28 protein-coding genes are annotated in these 25,659 nt (G+C 37.4%); 14 read left to right on the top strand and 14 right to left on the bottom strand.

Annotated elements, in window-relative coordinates; translation table 11 throughout:
* Nucleotides 1-26: 26 nt before the first annotated feature.
* The 3 genes from ychF to Q0M21_RS09780 all read left to right on the top strand — a co-directional run bounded on the left by ychF (nt 27) and on the right by Q0M21_RS09780 (nt 5,992).
* Nucleotides 27-1,121, top strand: coding sequence for a redox-regulated ATPase YchF (ychF, locus tag Q0M21_RS09790; protein WP_295337631.1), 1,095 nt, complete (start codon nt 27-29; stop codon nt 1,119-1,121).
* A gap of 181 nt (nt 1,122-1,302) precedes the next feature.
* The gene (locus Q0M21_RS09785) at nt 1,303-3,156 is read left to right on the top strand and encodes a DNA topoisomerase IV subunit B (protein WP_295337629.1); all 1,854 of its coding nucleotides are present in this window, start codon (nt 1,303-1,305) and stop codon (nt 3,154-3,156) included.
* 115 nt (nt 3,157-3,271) lie between these two features.
* Complete coding sequence (locus tag Q0M21_RS09780) at nt 3,272-5,992, top strand: DNA gyrase/topoisomerase IV subunit A (protein WP_295337627.1); 2,721 nt, start codon at nt 3,272-3,274, stop codon at nt 5,990-5,992.
* 68 nt (nt 5,993-6,060) lie between these two features.
* On the opposite strand, the gene Q0M21_RS09775 is transcribed toward Q0M21_RS09780, so the two are convergent.
* From Q0M21_RS09775 to Q0M21_RS09740, 8 genes are all read right to left on the bottom strand, one after another.
* Nucleotides 6,061-7,548, bottom strand: a complete 1,488-nt coding sequence (locus tag Q0M21_RS09775; RefSeq protein ID WP_295337625.1) for a PAS domain-containing protein — start codon at nt 7,546-7,548, stop codon at nt 6,061-6,063.
* Nucleotides 7,549-7,890: 342 nt separating this feature from the next.
* Complete coding sequence (locus Q0M21_RS09770; protein ID WP_295337623.1) at nt 7,891-8,664, bottom strand: TerC family protein; 774 nt, start codon at nt 8,662-8,664, stop codon at nt 7,891-7,893.
* 34 nt (nt 8,665-8,698) lie between these two features.
* A complete protein-coding gene (locus Q0M21_RS09765; protein WP_295337621.1) occupies nt 8,699-9,070 on the bottom strand; it encodes a DNA topoisomerase IV in 372 nt (123 codons plus the stop codon).
* A gap of 52 nt (nt 9,071-9,122) precedes the next feature.
* Nucleotides 9,123-9,350: a DUF6095 family protein gene (locus tag Q0M21_RS09760; protein WP_295337619.1), complete on the bottom strand. Its 228-nt coding sequence runs from the start codon at nt 9,348-9,350 to the stop codon at nt 9,123-9,125.
* A gap of 4 nt (nt 9,351-9,354) precedes the next feature.
* The gene (locus Q0M21_RS09755; protein WP_295337617.1) at nt 9,355-9,822 is read right to left on the bottom strand and encodes a hypothetical protein; all 468 of its coding nucleotides are present in this window, start codon (nt 9,820-9,822) and stop codon (nt 9,355-9,357) included.
* Nucleotides 9,823-9,826: 4 nt separating this feature from the next.
* Nucleotides 9,827-10,642, bottom strand: coding sequence for an N-acetylmuramic acid 6-phosphate etherase (gene murQ / locus Q0M21_RS09750; protein ID WP_295337615.1), 816 nt, complete (start codon nt 10,640-10,642; stop codon nt 9,827-9,829).
* 44 nt (nt 10,643-10,686) lie between these two features.
* Entirely contained in the window at nt 10,687-11,355 is a 669-nt protein-coding gene (locus Q0M21_RS09745) for a ZIP family metal transporter (protein ID WP_295337613.1), read from the bottom strand.
* Nucleotides 11,356-11,395: 40 nt separating this feature from the next.
* The gene (locus Q0M21_RS09740; protein WP_295337611.1) at nt 11,396-12,160 is read right to left on the bottom strand and encodes a methyltransferase domain-containing protein; all 765 of its coding nucleotides are present in this window, start codon (nt 12,158-12,160) and stop codon (nt 11,396-11,398) included.
* Between the two features lie 102 nt (nt 12,161-12,262).
* Here Q0M21_RS09740 and Q0M21_RS09735 point away from each other — a divergent pair, with 102 nt between their 5' ends.
* Nucleotides 12,263-13,426 (top strand): class I SAM-dependent RNA methyltransferase, encoded by a 1,164-nt coding sequence (locus tag Q0M21_RS09735; RefSeq protein WP_295337609.1) that lies wholly within the window; start codon nt 12,263-12,265, stop codon nt 13,424-13,426.
* Nucleotides 13,427-13,453: 27 nt separating this feature from the next.
* Here the strand turns inward: Q0M21_RS09735 and Q0M21_RS09730 are convergent, their stop codons facing one another.
* Nucleotides 13,454-14,965: a TlpA family protein disulfide reductase gene (locus tag Q0M21_RS09730; protein WP_295337607.1), complete on the bottom strand. Its 1,512-nt coding sequence runs from the start codon at nt 14,963-14,965 to the stop codon at nt 13,454-13,456.
* Between the two features lie 114 nt (nt 14,966-15,079).
* Nucleotides 15,080-15,433 (bottom strand): hypothetical protein, encoded by a 354-nt coding sequence (locus tag Q0M21_RS09725; protein WP_295337605.1) that lies wholly within the window; start codon nt 15,431-15,433, stop codon nt 15,080-15,082.
* 256 nt (nt 15,434-15,689) lie between these two features.
* Here Q0M21_RS09725 and Q0M21_RS09720 point away from each other — a divergent pair, with 256 nt between their 5' ends.
* Entirely contained in the window at nt 15,690-15,920 is a 231-nt protein-coding gene (locus tag Q0M21_RS09720) for a hypothetical protein (protein ID WP_295337603.1), read from the top strand.
* Here Q0M21_RS09720 and Q0M21_RS09715 read toward each other — a convergent pair whose 3' ends face one another.
* From Q0M21_RS09715 to rlmD, 3 genes are read right to left on the bottom strand one after another with little or no spacing between them, the layout of a single operon-like run.
* Complete coding sequence (locus Q0M21_RS09715) at nt 15,921-16,679, bottom strand: DUF6048 family protein (protein WP_295337601.1); 759 nt, start codon at nt 16,677-16,679, stop codon at nt 15,921-15,923.
* Nucleotides 16,651-17,145 carry a DUF6452 family protein gene (locus Q0M21_RS09710; RefSeq protein ID WP_295337598.1) on the bottom strand — a complete coding sequence of 165 codons (495 nt, stop codon included), beginning with the start codon at nt 17,143-17,145 and terminating at the stop codon, nt 16,651-16,653. Before Q0M21_RS09710 ends, Q0M21_RS09715 begins: the two co-directional genes overlap by 29 nt.
* Nucleotides 17,146-17,165: 20 nt before the next feature.
* Complete coding sequence (gene rlmD, locus Q0M21_RS09705; protein ID WP_295337597.1) at nt 17,166-18,578, bottom strand: 23S rRNA (uracil(1939)-C(5))-methyltransferase RlmD; 1,413 nt, start codon at nt 18,576-18,578, stop codon at nt 17,166-17,168.
* A gap of 76 nt (nt 18,579-18,654) precedes the next feature.
* Between rlmD and Q0M21_RS09700 the strand changes: the two genes are divergently transcribed.
* The 6 genes from Q0M21_RS09700 to Q0M21_RS09675 all read left to right on the top strand — a co-directional run bounded on the left by Q0M21_RS09700 (nt 18,655) and on the right by Q0M21_RS09675 (nt 22,639).
* Complete coding sequence (locus Q0M21_RS09700; protein ID WP_295337595.1) at nt 18,655-19,197, top strand: DUF1697 domain-containing protein; 543 nt, start codon at nt 18,655-18,657, stop codon at nt 19,195-19,197.
* A 39-nt stretch (nt 19,198-19,236) separates the two neighbouring features.
* On the top strand, nt 19,237-19,938 hold the full coding sequence (locus Q0M21_RS09695) for a DUF1003 domain-containing protein (RefSeq protein ID WP_295337594.1): 702 nt from the start codon (nt 19,237-19,239) through the stop codon (nt 19,936-19,938).
* A gap of 104 nt (nt 19,939-20,042) precedes the next feature.
* Entirely contained in the window at nt 20,043-21,323 is a 1,281-nt protein-coding gene (rocD, locus tag Q0M21_RS09690; RefSeq protein WP_295337592.1) for an ornithine--oxo-acid transaminase, read from the top strand.
* 34 nt (nt 21,324-21,357) lie between these two features.
* Nucleotides 21,358-21,810 carry a DUF5362 family protein gene (locus Q0M21_RS09685; RefSeq protein ID WP_295337590.1) on the top strand — a complete coding sequence of 151 codons (453 nt, stop codon included), beginning with the start codon at nt 21,358-21,360 and terminating at the stop codon, nt 21,808-21,810.
* 105 nt (nt 21,811-21,915) lie between these two features.
* The gene (locus tag Q0M21_RS09680) at nt 21,916-22,110 is read left to right on the top strand and encodes a hypothetical protein (RefSeq protein WP_290876844.1); all 195 of its coding nucleotides are present in this window, start codon (nt 21,916-21,918) and stop codon (nt 22,108-22,110) included.
* Nucleotides 22,097-22,639, top strand: coding sequence for a Smr/MutS family protein (locus Q0M21_RS09675; RefSeq protein WP_295337587.1), 543 nt, complete (start codon nt 22,097-22,099; stop codon nt 22,637-22,639). Before Q0M21_RS09680 ends, Q0M21_RS09675 begins: the two co-directional genes overlap by 14 nt.
* An 85-nt stretch (nt 22,640-22,724) precedes the next feature.
* On the opposite strand, the gene Q0M21_RS09670 is transcribed toward Q0M21_RS09675, so the two are convergent.
* Nucleotides 22,725-23,093 (bottom strand): hypothetical protein, encoded by a 369-nt coding sequence (locus tag Q0M21_RS09670; protein ID WP_295337585.1) that lies wholly within the window; start codon nt 23,091-23,093, stop codon nt 22,725-22,727.
* 300 nt (nt 23,094-23,393) lie between these two features.
* Between Q0M21_RS09670 and Q0M21_RS09665 the strand changes: the two genes are divergently transcribed.
* From Q0M21_RS09665 to pdxH, 3 genes are all read left to right on the top strand, one after another.
* Nucleotides 23,394-23,726 carry a ribonuclease Z gene (locus Q0M21_RS09665; RefSeq protein ID WP_295337583.1) on the top strand — a complete coding sequence of 111 codons (333 nt, stop codon included), beginning with the start codon at nt 23,394-23,396 and terminating at the stop codon, nt 23,724-23,726.
* Nucleotides 23,727-23,731: 5 nt separating this feature from the next.
* On the top strand, nt 23,732-24,640 hold the full coding sequence (locus Q0M21_RS09660) for a ribonuclease Z (RefSeq protein ID WP_295337581.1): 909 nt from the start codon (nt 23,732-23,734) through the stop codon (nt 24,638-24,640).
* Between the two features lie 89 nt (nt 24,641-24,729).
* A complete protein-coding gene (gene pdxH, locus Q0M21_RS09655; RefSeq protein WP_295337579.1) occupies nt 24,730-25,374 on the top strand; it encodes a pyridoxamine 5'-phosphate oxidase in 645 nt (214 codons plus the stop codon).
* Nucleotides 25,375-25,659 lie beyond the last annotated feature (285 nt).

Genomic DNA, 25,659 nt, shown 5'->3' with positions numbered 1-25,659 from the left:
CACTTTTAAAAACCAATTGTATCACAATGAAAGCAGGAATTGTAGGATTGCCTAACGTAGGGAAATCAACTTTATTTAATTGTTTGTCAAACGCAAAAGCACAAAGTGCGAACTTTCCCTTTTGTACTATTGAACCCAATATCGGAGTGGTAAACGTTCCTGATCCCAGAATCAATAAACTGGAAGAATTAGTGAAACCTGAGCGCGTTCAAATGGCAACCGTTGATATTGTTGATATCGCCGGATTGGTAAAAGGCGCCAGTAAAGGAGAAGGTTTAGGAAATCAATTCTTGGCCAATATCAGAGAGTGTAATGCCATTATCCATGTATTGCGTTGTTTTGATAATGATAATATTGTACACGTTGACGGAAGCGTAAATCCTATTCGCGATAAAGAGACCATCGACATTGAGTTGCAATTAAAAGACTTGGAAACGGTAGAAAAGCGTTTAGAAAAGGTAAACCGCGCAGCTAAAACCGGTAACAAAGAAGCCCAAACCGAAAAGGCATTATTAGATCGAATTCGTGAAGCCCTACTGCAAGCTAAATCTGCCAGAACCGTTGTGCCGCAAAACCATGAGGAAGAAGCGTTGATGGAAGATTTTCAACTGATTACCACCAAACCGGTTTTGTATGTTTGTAATGTTAATGAAGAAGCAGCAGCCACCGGAAATGCTTATGTCGACCAAGTGCGTGAATTGGTGAAGGATGAAAATGCAGAGGTTATTGTGTTAGCCGTTGGTACCGAAGCTGATATTACCGAATTAGAAACTTACGAAGAGCGTCAAATGTTCTTGGAAGATTTGGGATTAAAAGAGCCCGGAAGTTCAGTATTAATTCGTGCCGCATATAAATTATTGAAATTACAAACCTATTTCACTGCCGGTGTTAAAGAGGTTCGCGCTTGGACCATCAACATTGGAGATACAGCTCCAAAAGCAGCCGGAGTAATTCACACCGATTTTGAAAAAGGATTTATTCGTGCTGAAGTAATTGCCTATGAGGATTTTGCTCATTACGGTTCGGAGGCTAAGGTGAAAGAAGCAGGAAAACTAAGAGTAGAAGGTAAGGAATATATTGTAAAAGACGGTGATGTGATGCATTTCCGTTTTAACGTATAAAAAATCTTCATATGATTCAACAAATTAATGAACTGCTGTACTATTACAGCAGTTTTTTTATGCCGATTTTTCTTGCATTCATCATATCTTTTTGTCAATATCATTCTTAATAACTTTGATAAATATCATTTCAAAAATCACGCGAATTCCACTATATTAGCGGAAAATCGTTGTTTTTAAAATGGCCGAACAAAATCAATATACCGAAGACAATATCCGTTCCCTCGATTGGAAAGAACACATCCGAATGCGTCCCGGAATGTACATTGGAAAACTCGGCGACGGTTCCTCACCCGATGACGGTATTTACATCTTACTCAAAGAGGTAATCGACAACTGTATCGACGAGTTCGTAATGGGCGCCGGTAAAGTCATCGAAGTGACCATCAAAGATAAAATGGTAACCGTACGCGATTACGGTCGTGGTATTCCGCTGGGCAAAGTAGTCGATGTGGTTTCCAAAATGAACACCGGTGGAAAATACGATTCCAAAGCCTTTAAAAAATCAGTAGGTTTGAACGGAGTTGGTACCAAAGCAGTCAATGCATTATCCAATTATTTCCGTGTAGAATCGGTGCGCGAAAACCAAGTAAAAGCCGCCGAATTCTCAGCCGGAAATTTAACTGTAGAAGAAGATGTTCAGGAAACCACCAAACGCAAAGGAACCAAAGTGGCTTTTGTGGCAGATGATACCATCTTTAAAAACTACAAATACCGCAATGAGTATGTGGTTCGAATGCTTAAAAACTATTGTTATCTCAACACCGGATTAACCATTTATTACAATGGCGAAAAGTATTATTCTGAAAATGGTTTAAAAGATTTACTCGAAGAAACCATCGTAGAAGAAGACATGCAATATCCGATCATCCATTTGTTGGGCGACGATATCGAAGTGGCTATCACGCACAGTAAATCGCAATATTCCGAAGAATACCATACGTTCGTAAATGGTCAAAATACCACGCAAGGCGGAACGCATTTAGGCGCTTTCCGAGAAGCTATTGTGAAAACCATCAAAGAGTTTTACAACAAAAATTTCGAAGCCTCCGATATTCGTAAATCTATTGTTTCCGCTATTTCGGTCAAAGTAGAAGAACCGGTTTTCGAATCACAAACCAAAACCAAATTAGGTTCTACAGAAATTGGTCCGAATGGTCCGTCGGTGCGCACGTTTGTCAACGATTTTATCAAAACCAAATTAGACAACTTTTTACATAAAAATCCGGAAACAGCCGATTTGCTTTTGCGTAAAATTCTCCAAGCCGAACGCGAGCGTAAAGAATTATCCGGTATTCGTAAACTAGCTAAAGAGCGCGCTAAAAAAGCGAGTTTACACAATAAAAAACTCCGCGACTGTCGCGTGCATTTAACCGATGCCAAAAACCCGAGAAGCTTAGAAAGTACACTTTTTATAACCGAGGGAGATTCGGCTTCTGGTTCCATCACCAAATCGCGCGATGTCAACACTCAAGCGGTTTTCAGTTTGCGCGGTAAACCGTTAAACTCGTATGGCATGACCAAAAAAATTGTCTACGAAAACGAAGAGTTCAACTTATTACAAGCGGCGTTAGACATTGAAGAAGACATGGGAGATTTGCGTTACAATAACATTGTAATCGCTACCGATGCCGATGTTGATGGAATGCATATTCGCTTACTGTTGATTACTTTCTTTTTACAGTTTTTTCCCGAGTTGATTAAAGACGGCCATTTGTACATCTTACAAACGCCTTTATTTCGTGTGCGAAATAAAAAAGAAACCATCTATTGCTATTCCGAACAAGAACGTATCGACGCCATCGAAAAACTCAAACCCAAACCGGAAATCACCCGATTCAAAGGATTGGGAGAAATTTCACCGGACGAGTTCAAGCACTTTATTGGACAAGACATTCGTTTAGATCCGGTGATGTTGGACAAAGCCACGTCTATCGAAACCTTACTCGAGTTTTACATGGGTAAAAACACCCCGGACCGACAAGATTTTATCATCAATAACTTGAAAGTGGAATTGGATGTGGTGGAGGAATAGTTGACAGTATTCAGTTTGCAGTGCTCAGCTTAAAATAAAAAAATAAATTAAAAAATTTAAGGTCTTTGATGGCATATATTAAACCCATTCAAACCTTGAACTTTTAAACTTTTATATGAAAGACGAAGAAGACGATATCATTCCCAACGAAGACGACAACGAAGCGTTGAACGAGTCAACTAACGAGGAAACTGAAGGAGAAGGTTTTGACGATGTCATTCGCCCTTCCACCGGCAGTCATTTTTATGAAAACGATGAAAATCCCGAAGATACCATTACCAAAGTAACCGGTATGTACAAGGATTGGTTCCTCGATTACGCTTCTTATGTAATTTTGGAACGCGCTGTTCCTGCCATTGAAGACGGTTTTAAACCGGTACAACGCCGCATCATGCACTCCATGAAAGAGTTGGATGACGGTCGTTACAACAAAGTGGCGAATATCGTTGGTCACACCATGCAATACCATCCGCACGGTGACGCGAGCATAGGCGACGCCATAGTGCAAATAGGGCAGAAAGATTTGCTCATCGACATGCAAGGAAACTGGGGAAATATCCTAACCGGAGACGGTGCTGCGGCTTCGCGTTATATTGAAGCGCGAATTTCTAAACTCGGTCACGAAATCCTCTATTCGCCTAAAATTACCACTTGGGGCGTTTCATACGATGGTCGTAGGGCAGAACCGATAAACCTACCGGTGAAATTCCCATTATTGTTAGCTCAAGGTGCTGAAGGAATCGCTGTTGGATTATCTACTAAAGTATTGCCACACAACTTTAACGAACTCATCGATTGTTCGATTAAAGTTTTAAAAAACAAACCGTTTACATTATATCCTGATTTCCCGACAGCCGGTATCGCCGATGTGTCGAATTACAACGATGGGATGCGTGGCGGTCGTGTGAGAGTACGTGCCAAAATCAGCCAACTCGACAAACAAACTTTAGTGATAACCCAAATTCCTTTTTCAACCAATACTTCAACACTCATTGACAGTATCTTGAAAGCCAATGAAAAAGGGAAAATCAAAATCAAAAAAATAGAAGACAACACCGCCGCCGAAGTGGAAATTGTTATTCACTTGCCGCCGGGTGTTTCTCCGGATAAAACGATTGATGCTTTGTATGCCTTTACGGCTTGTGAAACGTCAGTAGCACCCTTAGGATGTGTGATTGAAAACCACAAACCGCGTTTTATCGGGGTTTCGGACATGCTCAAAATTTCTACCCACAGAACGGTGGATTTGCTCAAGCGCGAGTTGGAAATTCAATTGGACGAGTTAGAAAACAAATGGCATTTCTCGACTTTAGAAAAAATCTTTATTCGAGAAGAAATGTACATCGACTTTAAGTTGTATTCCGACAGGGAATCGCTTTACGTGTACATGTATGACCGTTTCAAACCTTTTGTCAAATCATTTGTCCGTGAGATTAACGATGACGATTTGCAAAAGCTGACGCAGATTCCGATGATTCGCATCACGCGTTTTGACTCGGATAAAGCCGATGACGCCATTGCCAAGCTGGAAGCCGAAATGGAGCAAGTGAAACATCATTTAGACAACATTATCGACTTTGCCATTGCTTACTTCCAAAACTTGAAAGACAAATTCGGCAAAGGCAGAGAACGTTTGACCGAGTTGAGAAACTTTGATACTATTGAGGCGACGAAAGTAGTGTTGAGAAACACCAAACTCTATGTGAATAGGGAAGAAGGCTTCTTCGGAACCGGATTAAAAAAAGACGAATACGTAGCCGATTGTTCCGATATCGATGATGTGATTGTCTTTTTACGCGATGGTAAAATGATGGTGTCTAAAGTCGACGAAAAGAAATTTGTTGGCAAAGATATCATTCACATTGCCGTCTTCGACAAGAATGACAAACGCACGATTTACAATATGATTTACCGTGATGGTAAAAATGGTTCGGCTTTTATCAAACGCTTCAATGTATCCGGAATTACCCGTGATAAGTTTTACGATTTGACGCAAGAAAAAGCCGGAAGTCAGGTGTTGTATTTCTCAGCCAACCCTAACGGAGAAGCGGAAACAGTGACTATTCTATTGCGCCAAATCGGCAGCGTCAAGAAACTGAAATGGGATTTAGATTTTTCTGAAATCGCAATCAAAGGTAGAGCGTCTCGTGGCAATACAGTTACTAAATATCCAATCAAAAAGATTGAGTTGAAGGAGAAAGGTATTTCTACTTTGCGTCCGCGCAAAGTTTGGTTCGACGATACGGTACAGCGTTTGAATGTTGACGGAAGAGGCGAGCTGTTGGGTGAATTCCGTCCGAATGACCGCTTGTTAATCATCAACCAAAACGGGAAGTTGAAAACCATTATTCCGGAATTGACCACGCACTTTGAAGAAGGCATGATTGTATTGGAAAAATGGCATCCGAAGAAACCTATTTCGGCCATTTATTATGATGGCGAAAAAGAGCGTTATTTTGTCAAACGCTTTTTGGTAGAAAACGAAAACAAAGAGGAAATCTTTATCACAGAACACGAAAAATCGCAATTGGAGATTGTATCTACGGATTGGCGTCCGGTGGCCGAAGTGATTTTTGCCAAAATAAAAGGCGTTCAAAAAGACAATCTGACCGTCGATCTAGAACAATTTATAACGGTTAAAGGTATCAAAGCATTGGGTAACCAACTTACTACGGACAAAGTAAAACAAATCAACTTGTTAGAACCGCTTCCGTTTGAAGAACCTGAAGAAGTACAGCCTGAAGAGTTGGAAGTGAAAGATGAAACCAATGCCGAAGATGAAAGCATACCAACGGAAACCGACGATGACGGACAAATCACGTTGAGTCTAGAATAAGTTAAAAACCCTGTTTTACGCAGGGTTTTGTTTTTTAATCAAATCTTTGGGATAAGCAAAAGATAAACTCAATTTAAGTCTTCTCGGCTTGACTTTTTTACAATTTCGTGGATGATATGATCGAGCTTAGTGGCAGATTCTCCAATGTAGTCAATTAAGCGATCATCTGTATACCCCATTTTTTTGTTGTCTTTTAACAGATTGATTAATCCTATAAGATTGGCTAAAGGCGCACGAACCACATGCGATTGTGTCCAAGAAATGTCTTTTAAGGTTTTGTTTTGTTGCTCGATGGTATTCATTTTTTCCAGCGATTCTGTTAAGTCAACCATAGCACCAATAATACGGACTACTTCGCCTTTGTCATTTCTGATAAATATTCCTTTATGTTGGATATAGGCAATATTTCCATTAAATTTTACAAAACGATATTCCGAGTTAAAGAATTCTTTTTTAGGGTCTTTTATCGCTTTATTTAAATCTTTCAATACTCTTTTGCTATCTTCAGCATGAATGTTTTTCTTCCATAAATCGGTGTCAGCATTAAATGTAGTGTAACCAAACATGCTATTAAATCCTTCACCGTAAAAAATACAGTCGTTTTCTAAATCCCAATCAATTACGGCTTCTACGGTAGCTTTCGCTAATATTTTAAAACGTTCATTACTTTGTATAATCTCTTGTTCACTTTGCTTTTTCTTAGTAATATCTAAAACAATTCCTTCCAGTTTTATCGGATTGTGATTTTGGTCGCGTACTAAATGAATTCGTTCCAAGATCCATTTGATTTTTCCGGTTCCGGTGATGATTTTATGCTCACCTTCAATTAAGGCATCACTTTCAAAAACTTTATGTATTGCTTCGTCAAATTTTAACTGATCATCAGGATGAAATTGATTACGAATATTATCTAGAGTAAGCTCGAAAGTTTTGGGATCCAATTCAAATAACTTGTAAATTTCATCAGACCAAATAATTTCTGAATTGATTAAATCATTGGTCCAATAACCCATAGTTGCAATTTCACAAGCTTGCTGAAGGCGTGAGTTGGTCGCCAATAATTTATTTTGTGTATTGATTTCTTGTGTGATGTCTACTGCTGTAACCAAAATACCTAATCGGCCTTCAAAATTTACTTGCGAGGTTTTAAGTTTTACTTGAATGATTTCCCCGCTTTTTTTGCGGTGCTTCATGAGTCCTAAAAATGAAGCATCATTAGTTTGTATAGCTTTATTCAATAGGGCATGCATTTGGGGTATTTCGGATTCCGGGCGAATATCTTTAATGTGCATATTCATAAACTCCTCATGACTAAACCCATAATGCTCACAAGCAGCTTCATTTACATTCAGAAAGTGTAAGGTAACCGAATCAAAAATCCACATCGGTAGCGGACTGTGATTAAACAAAGCGATATACTCTTGTTTGGATTGTCTAGATTGCTCTTCAGTATATTGTTTTATATCAATGATTTGTTGATAATAATCTGTTATTTTAGAAATATTACTTCTCATCAATTCATGAATGAGCAATGATGTCAAGAGAATAAAAATCAAACCTTTAACAGTTTGTAATTTTGATATTACAATTGAATCATGAATGAAAAGTTCCAAGAAATAATCCGATGTAAAAATATACACTGCACTAACCACAGCATAGATTAAAACAATTTTAAAAGATGAAAATCTTTTTAGAAAAGTAATTTTTTTTTCCACAAGCCCTCCGATTTACAATTAGTCATACCTATTATAACCATTGCAAAGATACTTTGCTATAATTGAAAAAAATATGACAATCATCATAAAGTATTGATATTTTGAAATTTAGCGTGATTTTATAATTTACACTCAATAGATATCAAAAAAAAACTCTCAAGCGAGTTGAGAGTTTTAATATGACTAATGTTTTGTTTTACGCATTTTCATATTGATGAATTCTACTGCGAGGGAGAAGGCAATTGCAAAGTATAAATAGCCTTTGGGTACCACACCAACATGTTGCCCTGCCAATTGTGCATTAGACAGGTGCATACTTTCGGTGATTAACATGAAACCAATCAGAATCAAAAAAGCCAATCCAAGTACCTGAATAGAAGGGTTTGCATTAACAAAATTACCAACCGGAACGGCAAACAGTAACATCACACCTACGGAAATAACAACAGCGGTAATCATGATATATAAAGCGCCTTCAACGCCATTGGTCATTCCGACAGCTGTTAAAATACTGTCAACAGAGAAAATTAAATCAATCAATAAGATTTGGATAATCACATTGCCAAAAGATTTGGTAGCCGTTGCTTTTAAATCTTTTTCCTCTTCGCCTTTATGATCAACTTTTTCGTGAATTTCTTTGGTACTCTTATAAATCAGGAAGATTCCACCCAATAATAAAATCAGAGCTTGCCCGGTAAAATCGGCGCTGAACCAACCCCAATCCAAACCAAATAACGGTTCTTTCATGGCAATCAATAACGTAATTCCAAACAACAAGCCGATACGCATAAACATGGCTAAAAACAGACCAATTTGAGTGGCCTTTTTACGCTTTTCTTCCGGTAATTTTCCGGTTACAATTGAGATAAAAATGATGTTGTCAATACCTAATACGATTTCTAAAAAAGTTAAGGTTAAAAGCGCTATCCAAGCATCTGGATTTAAAAATATTTCCATGGTTAATTAGTTAAATTTTATCGGTTGTACGGGATTATTTGATTTTAGTTACGGTGCCGCGTTGTTTTTTAGCATCGCCCACAAATGAATAGTCAAAAGTATAACTATTACCTTCAGTAGATAATATAGTCATGCTGATGGCTTTGCGTTCGTTCATTGTTTTAGGATGTAATTTTTGCAACACAAACTCACAATCATTTACCCAACGCACCGAAGCCGTATCGGTTTTACCATTAAACGTTTCAATTTGAAGTGTCTCGGTGCGGGTGAATGTAGAAGTGAGCTTTTTACCGTTAATTTCCTGAACAAATTCGAAAGTGCCGGTTTTAAAATCAGTGCACTTACGCTCTTTTTGAGAGCAAGAAGTTAGGTTTAAAGTGAGTAGGAGTAGTGTTATTTTTTTCATTCTCTAAAGGTATAAATACAAAGTGAGATTGGGTTAGACTATAATCATGAAGTTAAGGTTTGTCTGCAAACAAAGCATCGGTTATGGCTTTGACGCCTTTAAACATAAAATAAACGGCTAAGCCGCAAAGTACTATCCCAACAGCCAGTACTAACCAATGCCAAACGTTTTGCTTGTTGATAAAGGCGTTGTAAATTATGCTTGGTCCCAAAAACATCAAGGGTAATGCATAGAGTAGGTACTTAATGCCTTTGTCGAGTAAGGTTTTATCTATAGCCATAAATCTAAAATTTGAATTGTAAACCTAACCCGTTTCGGTTGGAAATTAGGTTCAGCTCCTGATTAGGTTTAGCGGCTCCTAATTTACCGTTTTTGTGGTCTTTATTGTATATTTCAGCGGCTTTTTCATAGAGTTTTTTTCTGCCGGAAAGTACCGGAATTGAAGCTACTAATGAGGCTACTCCAACATAAGTCATGGTTCCGGGATATTTAACATCAGAAAACAAGCCCACGGCTAAATCACCAACAGTTAACCCAATACCAAAACCCAATAAAAAGCCTCCAACAGCTTCTTTGGTTTTGGCTTCTTTATAAAGGCCGGCTGATTCGTAATTTGTATTAAATAACTGTCTGGCTTCACGGGTTTCAAGGCGTTTGCTGTCAAGGTAGAATCTGCTGCCTTCCAAAGTAAGTGCTTGGGCGAAAGAAAACACACTTATCAATAATAAGCTAAGTGTTAGAAGTTTTTTCATGAGCTTATCTTTTTTTATAATTGTCTACAGCTTTTCGCACACTACCATATTGCTCCAACAAAGCTGAGGCTTCTTGATAACTTACGGGTATCTCACTCATAATCATGCGCACACCACGATCCACCAACTTAACATTGCTGAGTTGCATATCGACCATTTTATTGCCTTTGACACGGCCAAGTTGAATCATAGTAGCGGTAGAAATCATATTCAATACCAGTTTTTGAGCCGTACCGGCTTTCATCCTAGAACTTCCGGTTACGAATTCGGGACCAACCACCACTACCACCGGAAACTGCGCTGTCAGAGCCAACGGACTCCCCTCGTTACACGTAATACAGCCGGTGAGAATATTGTTTTCGTGGCATTTTTCCAAACCGCCAATTACATAAGGAGTAGTGCCGGAAGCAGCAATGCCAATCACTACGTCTTTATCAGAGATGTTTTCGGATGCTAAATCTTTCCAAGCTTGTTCTTTATCATCTTCAGCAAATTCAACGGCTTTGCGAATGGCTTTGTCGCCACCGGCAATGATACCGTTAACTAAATCGAAAGGTACACCAAAAGTGGGCGGACACTCCGAAGCATCAACTATTCCTAATCTTCCTGAGGTTCCGGCGCCAATGTAAAACAGTCGGCCGCCATTTTTCATTTTTTGGACTATTTGTGTCACTAAGGCTTCAATTTGCGGCAAGGCTTTTTCAACGGCGTGCGGCACCATTTTATCTTCGTTGTTGATGTTGGTCAGCAAGTCGTGTACCGACATTTGTTCCAAACTATCATAATGTGAGGATTGCTCTGTAGTTTTGGTGAAAGACATACTAAAATTTTGTGTGGCTAAGATACTGAGATTCCTCCAGATTTTTAAATAAAACTCGCCAATAAAATTCCCAAAATGATCATTGATATTTTTGCGATATTAAACTTATGTCCTTCGCTACTTTCGAATATAATGGTAGAAGAAATATGAAACAATATCCCGATTACAACTGCAGTAATCTCTGTGAAATATTGTGTAATGCTCGGAACAGAATCGGAAATAAAAGTACCCAGCGGTGTCATCAAAGCAAAAGAAACCATAAAGATGAATAATGCGGTTCTATTCAATTCTGCATTCAAAAAGAAAGTAGTTAAAATGATGGCAATCGGCAAATGATGGATGGCAATACCAAAGGCTAAATCATGGTGATGACCTACCGGAAATCCTTCCAAAAAAGCATGAATACACAAACTGATGAACAATAGCCAAGGCATGCTGTTAATCTTCTCATGTCCGTGAACGTGTCCGTGTTCCGCGCCTTTCGAGAAAAACTCTAAGATAATTTGAAATAGTATTCCCACCATGATGAAAATCCCGATGCTGTGATTATGACTTTCATAAACACTCGGCAACAAGTCCATCACGGTTAAGGATAACAAAAACGAACCGCTGAAAGCCAATAGTAGCTTTAAGTTTTTTTTCTTTTTTGGCTTAATAATCAACGCAATAGCGTAACCTATTAAAACTGATAATAAAGGAAGTATATAGTTCATTTTGGTTTTAGGTTGTAATGGATAAAGTCTTGGAATAACCTTATTTGAAAATCATAATGAGACGTTCACTGGTATTTTTGTGGAATTTCTTCAGCTTGTAATCGCCGAAAGTGTCCAACAAATAAATACCGGCTTGGTCCATCATGTTTTTAAAATCATCCAAGGTGTAGGCTTTTACTTTTTCTTCAAAATGGTATTTTTCGCCTTGGTCTTCAAAATCTATTTCTTTTATGATGAAAGAATCAGCTAAATAACGTTTGATGTGAAAAGAAATACCATCTACTTCTTTGGTTTCTTCCGGGATTAAATTTTCCAAAACCGTATGCACGTTCATGAAATCGATAACCGCAAAACCATAATCTGATAAGCTCTCTTTGATGGCAATAAGGGTTTTTAAGTTATCTTCTTCGTTTTCAAAATACCCAAAACTGGTGAACAAATTGAAAATCGCATCGAATTTTTCTTCAAAAGGAATGCGTTTGTCGTGTACCACAAAATGCAAAGTTTCATTGGCATTTTTGTTGGCTTCGGCGATACTGTTTTCCGATAAATCGGCACCAATGACATCGTAACCTAACTGATTTAAGTAAATGGCATGTCGGCCTTTACCGCAAGCCAAATCCAGTACTTTGGCCTTTTCCGGTAAATTCAAATAATGCGTCAGATTGTCCATGAAGATTTGTGCTTCACGATAGTTTCTGTCTTTGTATAGAATGTGGTAATAAGGCGTATCAAACCAGGAAGCGTACCAAATATCGGTTCCGGGTTTTACATTGCGGGTTTCAGGTTTTGAATTTTCAGGCATTTATTCTTTTCAAATGAATTCTTCACCCGCAAAATTAGTGTATTTTTGCCGAACTTATGACAATGTTGAGTACTGATATTGTCATTACAATTTGTATTGAAAATGGAAAATTTTAAAATGGTAGCCAAAACCTTTTTCGGTTTTGAAGAAATATTAGTCAAAGAATTACAACAATTAGGCGCGCAAGAAGTTGAAATGGGTACACGAGCCGTTAGTTTTAAAGGCGATAAAGGTTTTATGTACAAAGCCAATTTATCGTTGCGAACTGCTTTAAAAATATTGAAACCCATTTACCAATTCAGAGCGTTTAACGACCAAAGTTTGTACAAAGGCATTCAAGGCATCGATTGGAGTAAATACCTTAATGCCAGTCAGACTTTTGTGATTGATACGACCATTCATTCCGATAATTTCAAACACTCGCAATTTGTTTCTCAAAAAGCGAAAGATGCTATAGTGGATCAGTTTCGAGAAAAATTCGGGCAACGTCCGAGTATCGATAAAGATTTTCCGGATTTACGCATCAACATTCACATCGACCGCGATCAATGTACAGTTTCTTTAGACACATCGGGCGCTTCTTTACATCACAGAGGCTATCGCAGCGCTACGAATATTGCACCGATTAACGAAGTCTTAGCCGCCGGCATGTTGTTGCTTTCCGGTTGGGACGGCAGTTCTGATTTTTTAGATCCGATGTGTGGTTCCGGTACTATTTTAGCCGAAGCAGCGATGATTGCTTGTAATATTCCGGCCAACATCAACCGCAAAGAATTTGCTTTTGAAAAATGGAACGATTGGGACAACGATTTGTTCGACCAAATTATCGATTCGTTGATGAAACGTACCAAAGAGTTCCATTATAAAATTATCGGGTACGATAAAGCACCAAGCGCTGTTAATAAAGCCAAAGACAACATCGTTAATGCGAATTTAGAAGATTATGTAACCATTAGCCAAGCCAATTTCTTTGATACTAAAAAAGAAACCGTTGGTCCGTTACACATGGTATTCAACCCGCCATATGGAGAACGATTGGACATCGATTTGGAACGATTTTACCGTGAATTAGGCGATACTCTAAAGAACAATTATCCCAATACCATTGCTTGGTTCATTACGGCCAATCTGGAAGCATTGAAGTTTGTTGGCTTGCGACCATCACGAAAAATAAAGCTCTTCAACGGAAGTTTAGAAGCGCGTTTGGTGAAATACGAAATGTACGAAGGCAGCAAACGCACCAAATTCAATCAACATCACGATTAATCAGGAAACATTTATAAAAAAGTGGTCCTAATTTTTAGCTTCTTTTTCTAACGATTGAATAATTTCTTTCACTTTATCTGCTTCAATCCGTTTGGCTTTGATGACTTTATTTTTATCTAAAATATAAATCACCGGAGTAGAGTAGACGTCGTATTTTTCTATAGCGTTGTTGTAGTGTGCACCATCGTATACATTGATGAACGGTAATTTATTGTCGGCTATATATTTCAAATATTTATCACCCTCGTGTTGCATGTACACGCTGAATACTTTGACGTTTTTCTTTTCCTGAACCAATTCGTTGTAAGCTGTAACGAGTTTCGGAATTTCTTTCTGACAATGACCGCAATCCACATCCCAAAATATTAAAACGGTGTAATCGGCTTTAACATCACTCAGTTTAACCCACATTTTATTGACTTCATTCACATTTTTGTAGAAAACCTTGGTCATTTCCTCACTGTTTTTGGCATCTTCAAATCCCATGGCCTTCATTTTAGGGAAATCTTCGGCTTTGATCATCGATAAGTCAATAGCTTTGGCACCTATTAATAGTGTTTTAAGTTTGTCGGCGCGTTTGATGATTCTTTGTACCACATCATCATCTTCATAAATTCCTTTGGCTTTTCCGGTTTTAAAATAGTTGTCGGATAAATGCACAAAAACTTTATCAAATCCCATGATTTTAGAAGTTTCATAGGTGTAGGTAAGGTGAGCCAACATGAGTTTGTAAATCAATGTTTCTGGTTTTGATTTGGCTAAGATTTTATCGATTTCAACACTAACCGAATCCGGATGTTTCACCACAACATTATCCAAATAGTTCTTTAGTTTGTTGAATAAAAACGGATTGTGCACCATGCCATCATCTTTGAAATCCACATTGCGCCAGAAATTGTCTTTGTAATACTTATAAGAAACCTCATGGTCGGGTGTGCCATCGGCTTTCTTCGGAATGTCCTTGAGTTTTTTTTCTGTTTTCAAGTTCACTACATCGGCAATAAAAGTGCCTTTGAAACGATTGATGAATTGGTTTTCATAATCGGCTATGCTTTGCTCAAGTTCGTTTTGTTTCTCAGCTAAGGCCAAGGTATCTTTTTTAGTAGTCAGCGGATTTTTTTGTTTGTATTCGATAAAAGCTTTATTCTGGTCGCCCAAAAAACGGATATAATTGAAGAATTCATTTTCGCGATCTGAATTTAAAGCAGACAAATCATTACTGATGTTTGGACCAAATTCACTTTTGAGGTGTAATTTTTGGGTGTCATCATCAACAAAGAAATCAAACAAAATTGATTTTTGTTGACCAACTAAAGAGTAAATCCCTTTTTGAAGCTTTGTTTTACCACTAAAAACAATTCTGCCATTTTTAATAGTAGTGCAAGTGTCTTTAATCAACGTTTTGTCGAATCGATAAAAAGTGAGGTAAGCTAAAGTATCGTTATAATTTTTTAAATCGATTGTAATTTCGTAACCCGACTGGGCTTGGGTTGTAAAAGAAGAGAGAAACAAGGCTAAAGCAATCAAAACTTTCTTCATACGATGATTTTATAGGGTTTAGATTTCCAAAAATAATCTATTTTTCCCTATTGTGTTAAATCGATTTTTAAAGTTTTCTTAAAAAACAAAACACCTTTTTCAAGGTGTTTGCTGTTAAAAGTCATCAAAAAGTACAATTCCTTTTTTCTCGAGGTTTTGCTTAATTAAGGTTTCCGGCAAATTGTATTGCGAAGCTAAATCGGCTATCGTTATCCCGGAAAAGAACAATTCAACCAAAGTGTCCAAAATCATAGGGTTGATTTCCTGTACGTTGGGTAAATCAATTTCCTCATCAAAGATATCCTTTTTGGATTTGAAAAGGGTTTCGATAACCATATCAATGTCGGATTTGGGAAATTCCAGAATGTTGTGTACAATGTTGTTTTCTGAAATTTGTTTGAGTACTATTGTCTCACGGTTAGCACTTTCATTCTTTCGATGAATGCTGTAGTTGAAATACTTCTCCATAGCGGTCGTATTTTAATTATTGTAATCTTGGGTAACGCAAAATTAAGCTTTCTGAACTAAAATAAATGTTAATTAACAAAAACATGCCCACCTTTTATTAACAATTATGTTTATTTTGGATGAAAAAGATGACTTTCAGTAGGTTATAAATCCATGAAAACAACTTTTAATCGATAAACGGTCAAAATGTGTTTAATCAATACCTATTGTGTCAAAACGGCTTAATTAAGTATATTTGAGCCAGAAAATAAAAGTTATGAGTAAAAAGACCAAAGCCTTATTGTACAACCTTTTTTGTTTTGCGGCAATTTTTGTAGCCGTTCGATTTTTATTGGACTTATATACCCATTTGAGCGGGTTGTGGTTGCCATTAACCGCTTTTGTAATCGGAACCATTTTAGCGCCGAAATTTCAAGCCATTCAAACTAAAGATGGCGAAAAAATATTTATGAAATGGTTGTTCATCAAAGGGATAAAGGAAGTGTAACTATTTCTTTTTTCCTTTGTTTTTATCTGTTGCTTTTTCTTTAGCCTTGACGGTTGCTTTATAAAGCGGAATAAAATATGAAACTGTGTAGTTGAAGCCAACGCCAAAATCACCGTTGTAAGTACGGTTGAAACCCGGTATGTATAAATTATCAAAATTGTTGGGTAATTTTTGACTCAATAATCGGTTTAAGCGAAAACTGAAACCTACAAAAACATTGTTGAAAACTTCGGCTTTCATGCCGGCAACCACTTCAATCCATTGGGCTGATAATCCGCTGTATTCGGCTCCTGAAATAACCGTTGGATTTTCTCCGAAATACTGATTCGGATTGTAAATTTCGTAACTGTTCAACTTTTGGTTAAAACTGCTTATACCATAGCGTAATCCAACCGAGATGATGTTCTCCATGTCTAACCAGTTTTGGTAAGAGTTATAATCAAAACCAACACGGATATAACTTCCTTTGGTGGTAAAATTGACTTGGTCATCATCCACTGTTTTATTTTCGTTACCGAGTTCTACGGCTAAATAATGTTTGCGAGTTAAACGATAATCGCCTACCAATTCAATACCGCGATAGTCTTTTTCGTAAAAAGAACGCGTGAGTTTGAACAAATCAACTCCTACACGCAAGCCATAGCGTTCTGTTTTAGGAGGAATACTGTCCTTTTTAGTGGTTGTTGCTTCTTGTGCATTGCCTGAAAATGAAAGCAATACCAAGGCTATACTAAAAGTAAATTTTGAGATGCACTTCATTTTCGGTAACAATTGAATTGGTTTGAAGGTTGGTGTCTTGTATCCACAATCCGTCCGGTGTGGCAATATCACTTAAAAATATTCCATTTGTATTGTTCAATTCGAATACGGTTTTAAAACCGCAAGCTCTGGAAACGTAAACATTTTCTCGGGTATAATTGAACTCTAAAATGTCTTCATTAAAAGCTGTACTGCTGTTACTGTTCAGCAACAAACGGTATCGGGTAATATCTTCATTGGTTTTTAAAGGAAGTCTAATTTTGCTCACACCATTAAAAGTATTCAAAGCATCAGTCATCCCGTCGGCAGTGACTTTTAAATTGACCACATTTTTCAAAACGGTAGGATTGGAGATGTCATAAAATTCTACAACCAATTGCGGAGTAACTTCATCTACACAAATATCATCTTTTTCACAGCCGGAAAATGCCATAACGAGACAAAGAAGCATTATTATTTTTTTCATAGATTTCAAATCTTACGGGCTTATCGTTTCTCCAAAAGTACAACATTTTCCACGTGATGCGTTTGTGGAAACATATCTACCGGTCGCACACGAGTGACTTTGTATTTTTCATCCATTAAAGCCAAATCACGGGCTTGGGTGGCCGAATTACAACTTACATAAACCACTTTTTGAGGTGCAATTTTCAGAATTTGTTCTACTACGTCTTTGTGCATTCCATCTCGAGGCGGATCAGTAATAATCACATCCGGTTGGCCGTGTTGCTCAATGAATTCGTCGTTAAACACGTTTTTCATATCGCCTACGAAGAACTCACAATTGCTAATGTTGTTGCGTTTGGCATTTTCTTTGGCATCGGCTATAGCTTCAGGCACGGCTTCAACTCCAATAACTTTTTGCGCTTGTTTGGAAACAAATTGGGCAATAGTTCCGGTGCCGGTATACAAATCATACACCACTTCATTTCCGGTTAATCCGGCGAATTCTCGGGTAATTTTATACAATTCGTAAGCTTGATCGGAATTGGTTTGGTAGAATGATTTCGCATTAATACTGAAATGCAAGCCTTCCATTTCTTCCAAAATATAATCACGTCCTTGGTACAGTTTAATGTCTTGGTCGTACAGCGTATCATTGGCTTTGCCATTAATTACATACAACAAGGAAGTAATTTGAGGGAAAGTAGCGTAAATGTGGTTCAAGAGCAATTCTCTTAGCGCTTTGTCTTCTTGAAAAAACTGTAGCAATACCATGATTTCTCCCGTTGAAGCAGTGCGAATCATTAAGGTTCTCAGTAAACCGGTATGGTTTCTGGCGTTAAAGAAAGAGATATTGTTTTCAGTTGCAAAACGTTTGATTTCATTTCGAATAGCATTCGACGGATCTTCTTGCAAATGACAGTTGGAGATGTCGAGAATTTTGTCCCACATTTTCGGAATGTGAAAACCTAAGGCATTTTTGTTTTCGATTTCAGTACCGGACTGAATTTCAGCATCAGTCATCCAACGCGAATCCGAGAATCCGAATTCCATTTTGTTACGATAAAAGAATTGCTTGGCCGAGCCTAAAATGGGTTCGAAAATCGGCAATTCGATTTTACCGATGCGTTTCAGGTTATTAAAAACTTCCTGATTTTTGTAAAACAACTGCTTGTCGTAACTCATGTTTTGCCACTTACAGCCTCCGCAGGCTCCAAAATGTTGACAAACCGGTTCAACACGGTCAGACGAATATTGGTGAAACTTAATCGCTTTACCTTCAAAATAGGCTTTACGCTTTTTAAACGTTTGCACATCTACCACATCACCGGGAACGACATTCGGAATAAAAATCACTTGGCCTTCGGGTGCTTTGGCTACCGAAACACCTTTAGCTCCGGCATCTAAAACAGTAATGTTTTCAAAAATAACTTTCTTGGTTTGTTTTCTTCCCATAGCGCAAAAATAAACTATTGGCTAAAACTTAAACGGGATTTAAGAAAAAAATATAAATTAGTAGAAAATTACGTTTATGCCAACTCATTTAGCTTTGCTTCGAGGTATTAATGTTTCCGGTCAGAAACTAATTAAGATGGAAGAATTACGCCGAGGTTTGGAAGGCGTGGGTTTTAGTAATGTGCGAACTTACATCCAATCGGGAAATGTGTTTGTGACTACTGATGAAGCAGATGGAAATCTCGTGGCCAACCAAATCAGAGAAGCAATCCTGAATTCTTTTGGTCACGATGTTCCGGTATTGATTATAGGAAAAGAAGATTTGCAGGCTTGTTTGGAACGGAATCGGTTTTTAGATGAGGAAGGCGTTGATTTGAAAAAATTGTACGTTTCGTTTATTTCAGCTGAAGTGCCGGAGCAAATGGTTACTCAGTTGAACCTGAATTTCATCGAACCTGATAAAATCCAACTCGACGGCAGACGGATATATCTTAAATACCATTCGTCGCCTGCCAATACTAAACTCGACAATAAATGGATAGAAAAAAGCATGAACGTAATTTCTACAACGCGCAATTGGAATACGGTCAATAAATTGTTAGCCATGTTCGGTAATTAACATTTCTCAAACCATTACTTAATTTACTAAACCATTTCAATGAGTTCAAGAGCCACATTTAAAAGCGATATATCAGGAATTGAATTTCCGGTAAAAGAGAAAGTCAGCGGTAAATCAATTCGGCAACCTATTATAGACTTGATTAAAAGTGAGCATCCCGATTTTTCTTCGGAACATTGTATTGCCAATGCCGAACTGAATGTATATCGCGAAAAATACATCTCCAAATATTTAAATACCGAAATCGGCCAATTGTCTAAGTTGCAGAAAAAGGTTATAGAAGCCTTAAACGATGATAAATCTTTTGTTTCCAAAATGGAAGAAGATTTAGACAATCGTACTTTAGGACAAATTGTAGCCGATAAAGTAGCGGCCTTTGGCGGAAGTTGGACATTCATTATCGCTTTCTTTATCTTTATTTCGCTTTGGATTGGTTCGAATGTATTTATATTAATTAATAAAGGTTTCGATCCCTATCCGTTTATCTTACTCAACTTAATTTTATCCTGCATTGCTGCCTTACAAGCGCCGGTGATTATGATGAGTCAAAACCGCCAAGAGGAAAAAGACCGAGAACGCGCCAAGAAAGATTACATGATTAATTTAAAATCCGAGTTGGAAATCCGGATGCTCGACGAAAAGCTCGATCATTTAATCATGCATCAACAACAAGAATTGATTGAAATACAGAAAGTTCAAATCGAAATGATGAATGATATTTTGGAACGGATAAAGAAATAATAGCGCATTATAAACTGAAGTTTGCTTTTCGTACATTTGTCACTTAGGATGATTTCTCTCCGTTAAGAAGGAATTGAGATTACAGAATTTAAATTACAACATTCATGTCAGTTTTAGAAAAATTAACTTCCGCTGATGCCATTGCTTTAGAAGACCAATACGGTGCCCACAACTATCATCCGCTACCGGTAGTACTGCATAGAGGAGAAGGCGTTTACGTTTGGGATGTCGAAGGCAAAAAATACTATGATTTCCTTTCGGCTTATTCTGCCGTAAACCAAGGACATTGTCATCCTAAAATTGTAGGCGCTATGATCGCGCAAGCCCAAACATTAACTTTAACTTCTCGTGCTTTTTATAATGATAAGTTAGGTGTTTACGAAGAGTACATCACCAAATATTTTGGGTTCGATAAAGTATTACCGATGAATACAGGAGCAGAAGCAGTGGAAACCGCTTTAAAAATTTGTCGTAAATGGGCTTATGAAAAGAAAGGAATTCCGGAAAACGAGGCACAAATTATTGTATGCGAAGGTAATTTCCACGGAAGAACTACCACAATCATTTCTTTCTCTAACGATGAAAATGCGCGTAAAAACTTCGGGCCGTACACCGCCGGATTTATCAAAATTGCATACGATGATATTGAAGCCTTAGAAAAAGCGATCACTTCATCCAAAAACATCGCCGGTTTCTTGGTAGAACCTATACAAGGAGAAGCCGGAGTATATGTGCCAAGCGAAGATTATCTGACCAAAGCCAAAGCCTTGTGCGAAGCTAATAACGTCTTATTTATAGCCGATGAAGTTCAAACCGGCATTGCCAGAACTGGTTCGTTGTTGGCGGTTTGCGGAAATTGTACTTGCGAAAATCATTGTGAAAAACAAAACGGTTATGTAACTCCGGATATCTTAATATTAGGAAAAGCCATTTCAGGCGGCGCGTATCCGGTTTCTGCCGTATTGGCTAACGATCCGATTATGAATGTCATCAAACCCGGCCAACACGGTTCTACTTTCGGAGGCAATCCGGTGGCAGCTGCTGTGGCTATGGCAGCTTTGGATGTGGTAACCGACGAACATTTGGCACAAAACGCTCGAAAATTAGGTCAAATTTTCCGTTCCGAATTGGCTAAATATATCGAAACTTCCAATATTGTTACCTTAGTTCGCGGCAAAGGATTATTGAATGCTATAGTTATTAACGATACGGAAGACAGTGAAACTGCTTGGAACATCTGTGTAAAATTGGCCGAAAACGGATTATTGGCCAAGCCAACACACGGGAATATCATTCGTTTTGCACCGCCACTAGTGATGACAGAAGAACAATTACGGGACTGCATTGCCATCATCATCAAGACACTCAAAGAATTTGAATTATAACCAAACCAATTTATAACCAACCAAAAACTATTTTATGGAAAACGAAAACCAATCTCAATTTGATTCATTTGAATTACATTTAAACCAAACGGCATTAGATTATTTACGAGAAAGTGCTAAATGGTCTATGTTTTTAGCTATTTTAGGATTTATCGGTGTCGGATTTTTGGCGCTGATGGCTATCATGATGACATCGGTAATGTCTATGGTGCCCGACACACCAGGACCTTTTGGAGCAGTAAGCGGAATTATTTCTATTTTTTATATAGTGATTGCGGTTATTTATTTGTTCCCCATTTATTATCTGTACCGTTACGCTAGCAATACTAAGAAAGCCATCTTTAGTAAAGATTCTCAGCTTTTAACAGATGCTTTCGGGGCTTTAAAGTCTCATCATAAATTTTTAGGAATTGCGGCCATTGTAGTCATTTCGCTTTACATTTTAGCCGGAATTGTTATGGTAATCGGTATCAATGCGGTGAGATAAATTTTTAAAAGAATACTTTATAAAAAGCATCTTTTGTTGAGGATGCTTTTTTTTGTGATATTAATCAGCTAAACTTCCTTAATTTTGGAAATACAAATCTAACTTATGAAAAAAGTTTTTCTTTTGATAATGGTTTTGGCTATTGCAGTCGGAATTTACGAACAAGCCCAAGACCAACCTAATGTGTTTAAATTAATAGCCGCTATGGTGTTGCTGATGTTTGGTTTGATGAAACTCAGCGAAAAAATTCCTAGTAAAGATTCAGAAAACGATAATAGAGACCAAGATGACACTCAATAAAGGCGATAAAGTAACCGTTTTAGATGATGCTATCGACGGAGTAGTAACCGAAGTGAAAGGCAATGAAGTTACTATCGAAACAACCGATGGATTTCATCTTACTTTTAAAGACAGTGAATTGTTGAAAATGGATCAAGGTGAACTGCGAATAGACTTCAATAAAAACCACATTATTGCTCAAAAGGAAGTTAAAAAACCTAACTATATCAATAAAGAAAAGAAGTCGAAAAAAGAAGTTCCGGTACCCGAGTTTGATTTGCATATCGAAAAGTTAGTCAAAAACTACAAATCGATGAGCAATTATGAAATCCTGACTTTACAAAGTGAAACCGCTAAAAAACACATCGAGTTTGCGATTCGAAATCGAATCCCAAAAATCGTTTTCATTCACGGCGTGGGAGAAGGCATCCTGAAATCGGAACTCGACTTTATGTTGGGACGCTATGATAACATTACGTTTCAAGACGCTAACTATCAAAAATATGGTCAAGGTGCTACGGAAGTTTATTTTAAGCAAAATACCAAATAAAAAAAGGCCCGATATCATCTGGCCTTTTACTTTTCAAAACTAACCTAATTTATAATATAACTTAATCTAACTTAATTTTATTTAGTTATGCCACACTGCTTTCTTGTGTGCTTACTTTTTTCAAAATAGAACGGATTAAAACACTGTTAGTGTTGATTCCTGAGTTGATTAATGCTTTTTTGCTGAAAGAAGCTGATTTAGATTGAGACTCAGAAGATGTTTTTTGAGTTCCCATGAACCAAACAGCAAAATCCATTGAAGCCACTGTAGAAGCTGTAGTAACTTCGATAGCATTTTCTTTAACAACTGAAACCTCAGTAGTAGCGATTGGAGCAGTAGTAACTTCTTTAGTTTGACCGAAAACTCCATTGCTTGATAACATTAATAAAACGAATAAAACAAATAATCTAACGTTAGTTACATTTTTTTGAGCTATTGAGTTATTTGTTGTCATATCTTAAATTTGGTTTTGTTGTTATTTCTGGGTCAAAACTACTTCAAGAGTATAGGTCGCTGAAATTTTTTCGATAATTAACCTCAAAAGTCGTTTAATCGACAAATTCAATGAATTCGGGGGTTTTCAGCGTTTTTTTCGTGCAGTTCGTCTAGGAAATGTTAAAAAAACATGCATTTCATCGATGAAAAACCAATTTTTTCTGTGAACTGCATCATCCGATTAAGAAAGAGTAGGAGTATGACCTGAAAATGCCAAAATCTTCCTAAATTAGCTTCGAATTAATTCAATTCCCTAACCATGAAAGTTGAACAAAAAGGTCATACTACCATAGTAAAAGATACTCTTGGTGATACCGCTTCGTTTTTGATGAAAGTCACCCACGAACACAATACTTTTAAAAATACCAATTTGATATTGGATTTGTCACACGATAAAAACCTAACGTTGGAAGACGTCAAGTCGTTTTCCGAATTGATTAAATTGCATAAACAGCAAAAGAAGTCGATAGTATTAGTAGCTAATAATGTGAACTTTAATTCGGTGCCCAAGAACATTATATTAGTGCCAACCGTTTTAGAAGCCCATGATATTATTGAAATGGAAGAAATTGAGCGCGATTTAGGATTTTAATTGTTATGAAATTAACCCTTTTGGGTTGCTATGCAGCCACACCAAGAACGATTACCAATCCAACGGCACAAGTATTGGAAATTCGAAACCGCATGTTTCTAATCGATTGCGGAGAAGGAACTCAGGTACAACTCCGTAAAAACAAACTCAAGTTTTCTAAAATCAACCATATCTTTATTTCGCACTTACACGGTGATCATATGTATGGCTTGGTCGGATTGATTTCTACCTTTATGTTGCTCAACCGTCAAACCGATTTGCACGTGTACGGACCGAAAGGCATCAAAGAAATCATCTTAATGCAGTTGCGCTATTCCAATTCGTTTACGGGCTATAATTTGTATTTCCACGAGTTAGAATCTAAAGAAAGCGAAGTCATTTTTGAAGATGATAAAGTAATTGTTAAAACCATTCCGCTACAACATCGCATTTATACCAATGGTTTTTTATTTCAAGAAAAACCCAAAGAGCGAAGACTTAATGTGGAAGCCGTTGAAAAATACCAAATCGATATTGCCTATTACCGAAAAATAAAATACGGTGGCGATATTACTTTGGATAACGGACAAGTCATTCCCAATGCTGAACTCAGTTTTGATCCCGAACCTACTAAGAGTTACGCCTTTTGTAGTGATACCATATACAACGAAGCCATCGTTCCGCTCATTCAAAACGCAGATGTGTTGTACCACGAGGCTACTTTTCTGGAATCGGAAGCTGACAAAGCCGAGAAAACCATGCACAGCACCTCCAAACAAGCCGCCACTATTGCCAAGTTGGCCAACGTGAAGCATTTGGTATTAGGTCATTACAGCACGCGTTACAGTAGTATTGAGTTATTCCAACAAGAAGCCGCAGCCATTTTTCCGAATGTACTTTTGGGCGACGACGGTAAAGTATTCGATTTTGAATAGGGGAGAAAGACCTCAATTTTATCAGTGATGGCAATACCTAATTTTTATCCTGAAAAGTTAGTAACTTTACCCAAATAACCTTAACTACTATGAAAGACTTAAGCGATTATCGAAAATCTTACGAGAAAAGCGAACTGTTAGAACAAAACCTTACCGAAGATCCGATCAATTTATTTCATCGTTGGTTTTATGAAATGGAGGAGTTCAGTACCACTGAGGAAGTCAATGCCATGACAGTGTCAACTATCGGTTCCGACGGTTTCCCTAAGAGTAGGGTAGTGCTGCTCAAAAAATTCAACGAAGAAGGATTTATTTTTTACACCAATTACCAATCTGAAAAAGGGAAAGCCATACTTAATAATCCCAACATTTGTTTGTCTTTCTTTTGGCACAGCATGGAACGTCAAGTGATTATCAAAGGAATAGCCGAGAAAACTTCAGAAACTGTATCCGATAATTATTTTGATTCTCGTCCTGATGGCAGCAAATTAGGCGCTATAGTTTCAGCGCAAAGCGAAGTCATTCCTTCCAGAGCTTATTTAGACGATAAATTAAAGGAGTTAGAAAAAACTTTCGAAGGCAAAGAGATACCACGACCAGATTATTGGGGCGGTTTTTTGGTTCGTCCGGTGGAAGTAGAATTTTGGCAAGGTCGCCCAAACAGATTACACGACAGAATTCGTTACAAATTATTGGAAGATTACAATTGGCAAATTGATCGATTGTCACCTTAATGTTTTAAAGATTTCTAATTAAGTAAAAACCACTCTTAAAGGAGTGGTTTTTTTTATGCCTTGAGGTTTGTATAAATTATCATATAAGTAAGAAAATATCTTATAATAATTAAATTATTATGTATTTCATCGATTTTATTTGTGTTTTAAACGATGTTTTTGATAATATTGTCCAACCAAATCAAACAATACGTTCTTAAAAATTTTAAAAGTTATAAAGTGTTTGCCCCACATCTACTTTATTTCTATCTGTCATTATTAATCAATAAAGTGTTTGCCCCACAT

This window comes from Flavobacterium sp. (assembly GCF_024710485.1).
In the GTDB taxonomy this organism is placed as follows: Bacteria; Bacteroidota; Bacteroidia; order Flavobacteriales; family Flavobacteriaceae; genus Flavobacterium.
This window is presented reverse-complemented; position numbering and strand designations above follow the sequence as displayed.

What these genes read in the sequence shown, in the direction of transcription:
- rlmD (WP_295337597.1), bottom strand. Translation starts at nt 18,578, where the DNA reads ATGGGAAGAAAACAAACCAAGAAAGTTATTTTTGAAAACATTACTGTT.
- pdxH (WP_295337579.1), top strand. Translation starts at nt 24,730, where the DNA reads ATGAAAGACTTAAGCGATTATCGAAAATCTTACGAGAAAAGCGAACTG.
- Q0M21_RS09695 (WP_295337594.1), top strand. Translation starts at nt 19,237, where the DNA reads ATGAGTTCAAGAGCCACATTTAAAAGCGATATATCAGGAATTGAATTT.
- Q0M21_RS09660 (WP_295337581.1), top strand. Translation starts at nt 23,732, where the DNA reads ATGAAATTAACCCTTTTGGGTTGCTATGCAGCCACACCAAGAACGATT.
- Q0M21_RS09715 (WP_295337601.1), bottom strand. Translation starts at nt 16,679, where the DNA reads ATGAAGTGCATCTCAAAATTTACTTTTAGTATAGCCTTGGTATTGCTT.
- Q0M21_RS09760 (WP_295337619.1), bottom strand. Translation starts at nt 9,350, where the DNA reads ATGGCTATAGATAAAACCTTACTCGACAAAGGCATTAAGTACCTACTC.
- Q0M21_RS09740 (WP_295337611.1), bottom strand. Translation starts at nt 12,160, where the DNA reads ATGCCTGAAAATTCAAAACCTGAAACCCGCAATGTAAAACCCGGAACC.
- Q0M21_RS09755 (WP_295337617.1), bottom strand. Translation starts at nt 9,822, where the DNA reads ATGAAAAAACTTCTAACACTTAGCTTATTATTGATAAGTGTGTTTTCT.
- Q0M21_RS09720 (WP_295337603.1), top strand. Translation starts at nt 15,690, where the DNA reads ATGAGTAAAAAGACCAAAGCCTTATTGTACAACCTTTTTTGTTTTGCG.
- Q0M21_RS09730 (WP_295337607.1), bottom strand. Translation starts at nt 14,965, where the DNA reads ATGAAGAAAGTTTTGATTGCTTTAGCCTTGTTTCTCTCTTCTTTTACA.
- Q0M21_RS09765 (WP_295337621.1), bottom strand. Translation starts at nt 9,070, where the DNA reads ATGAAAAAAATAACACTACTCCTACTCACTTTAAACCTAACTTCTTGC.
- Q0M21_RS09710 (WP_295337598.1), bottom strand. Translation starts at nt 17,145, where the DNA reads ATGAAAAAAATAATAATGCTTCTTTGTCTCGTTATGGCATTTTCCGGC.
- Q0M21_RS09700 (WP_295337595.1), top strand. Translation starts at nt 18,655, where the DNA reads ATGCCAACTCATTTAGCTTTGCTTCGAGGTATTAATGTTTCCGGTCAG.
- Q0M21_RS09670 (WP_295337585.1), bottom strand. Translation starts at nt 23,093, where the DNA reads ATGACAACAAATAACTCAATAGCTCAAAAAAATGTAACTAACGTTAGA.
- murQ (WP_295337615.1), bottom strand. Translation starts at nt 10,642, where the DNA reads ATGTCTTTCACCAAAACTACAGAGCAATCCTCACATTATGATAGTTTG.
- Q0M21_RS09665 (WP_295337583.1), top strand. Translation starts at nt 23,394, where the DNA reads ATGAAAGTTGAACAAAAAGGTCATACTACCATAGTAAAAGATACTCTT.
- Q0M21_RS09770 (WP_295337623.1), bottom strand. Translation starts at nt 8,664, where the DNA reads ATGGAAATATTTTTAAATCCAGATGCTTGGATAGCGCTTTTAACCTTA.
- rocD (WP_295337592.1), top strand. Translation starts at nt 20,043, where the DNA reads ATGTCAGTTTTAGAAAAATTAACTTCCGCTGATGCCATTGCTTTAGAA.
- Q0M21_RS09725 (WP_295337605.1), bottom strand. Translation starts at nt 15,433, where the DNA reads ATGGAGAAGTATTTCAACTACAGCATTCATCGAAAGAATGAAAGTGCT.
- Q0M21_RS09745 (WP_295337613.1), bottom strand. Translation starts at nt 11,355, where the DNA reads ATGAACTATATACTTCCTTTATTATCAGTTTTAATAGGTTACGCTATT.
- Q0M21_RS09785 (WP_295337629.1), top strand. Translation starts at nt 1,303, where the DNA reads ATGGCCGAACAAAATCAATATACCGAAGACAATATCCGTTCCCTCGAT.
- Q0M21_RS09685 (WP_295337590.1), top strand. Translation starts at nt 21,358, where the DNA reads ATGGAAAACGAAAACCAATCTCAATTTGATTCATTTGAATTACATTTA.
- Q0M21_RS09780 (WP_295337627.1), top strand. Translation starts at nt 3,272, where the DNA reads ATGAAAGACGAAGAAGACGATATCATTCCCAACGAAGACGACAACGAA.
- Q0M21_RS09675 (WP_295337587.1), top strand. Translation starts at nt 22,097, where the DNA reads ATGACACTCAATAAAGGCGATAAAGTAACCGTTTTAGATGATGCTATC.
- ychF (WP_295337631.1), top strand. Translation starts at nt 27, where the DNA reads ATGAAAGCAGGAATTGTAGGATTGCCTAACGTAGGGAAATCAACTTTA.
- Q0M21_RS09680 (WP_290876844.1), top strand. Translation starts at nt 21,916, where the DNA reads ATGAAAAAAGTTTTTCTTTTGATAATGGTTTTGGCTATTGCAGTCGGA.
- Q0M21_RS09735 (WP_295337609.1), top strand. Translation starts at nt 12,263, where the DNA reads ATGGAAAATTTTAAAATGGTAGCCAAAACCTTTTTCGGTTTTGAAGAA.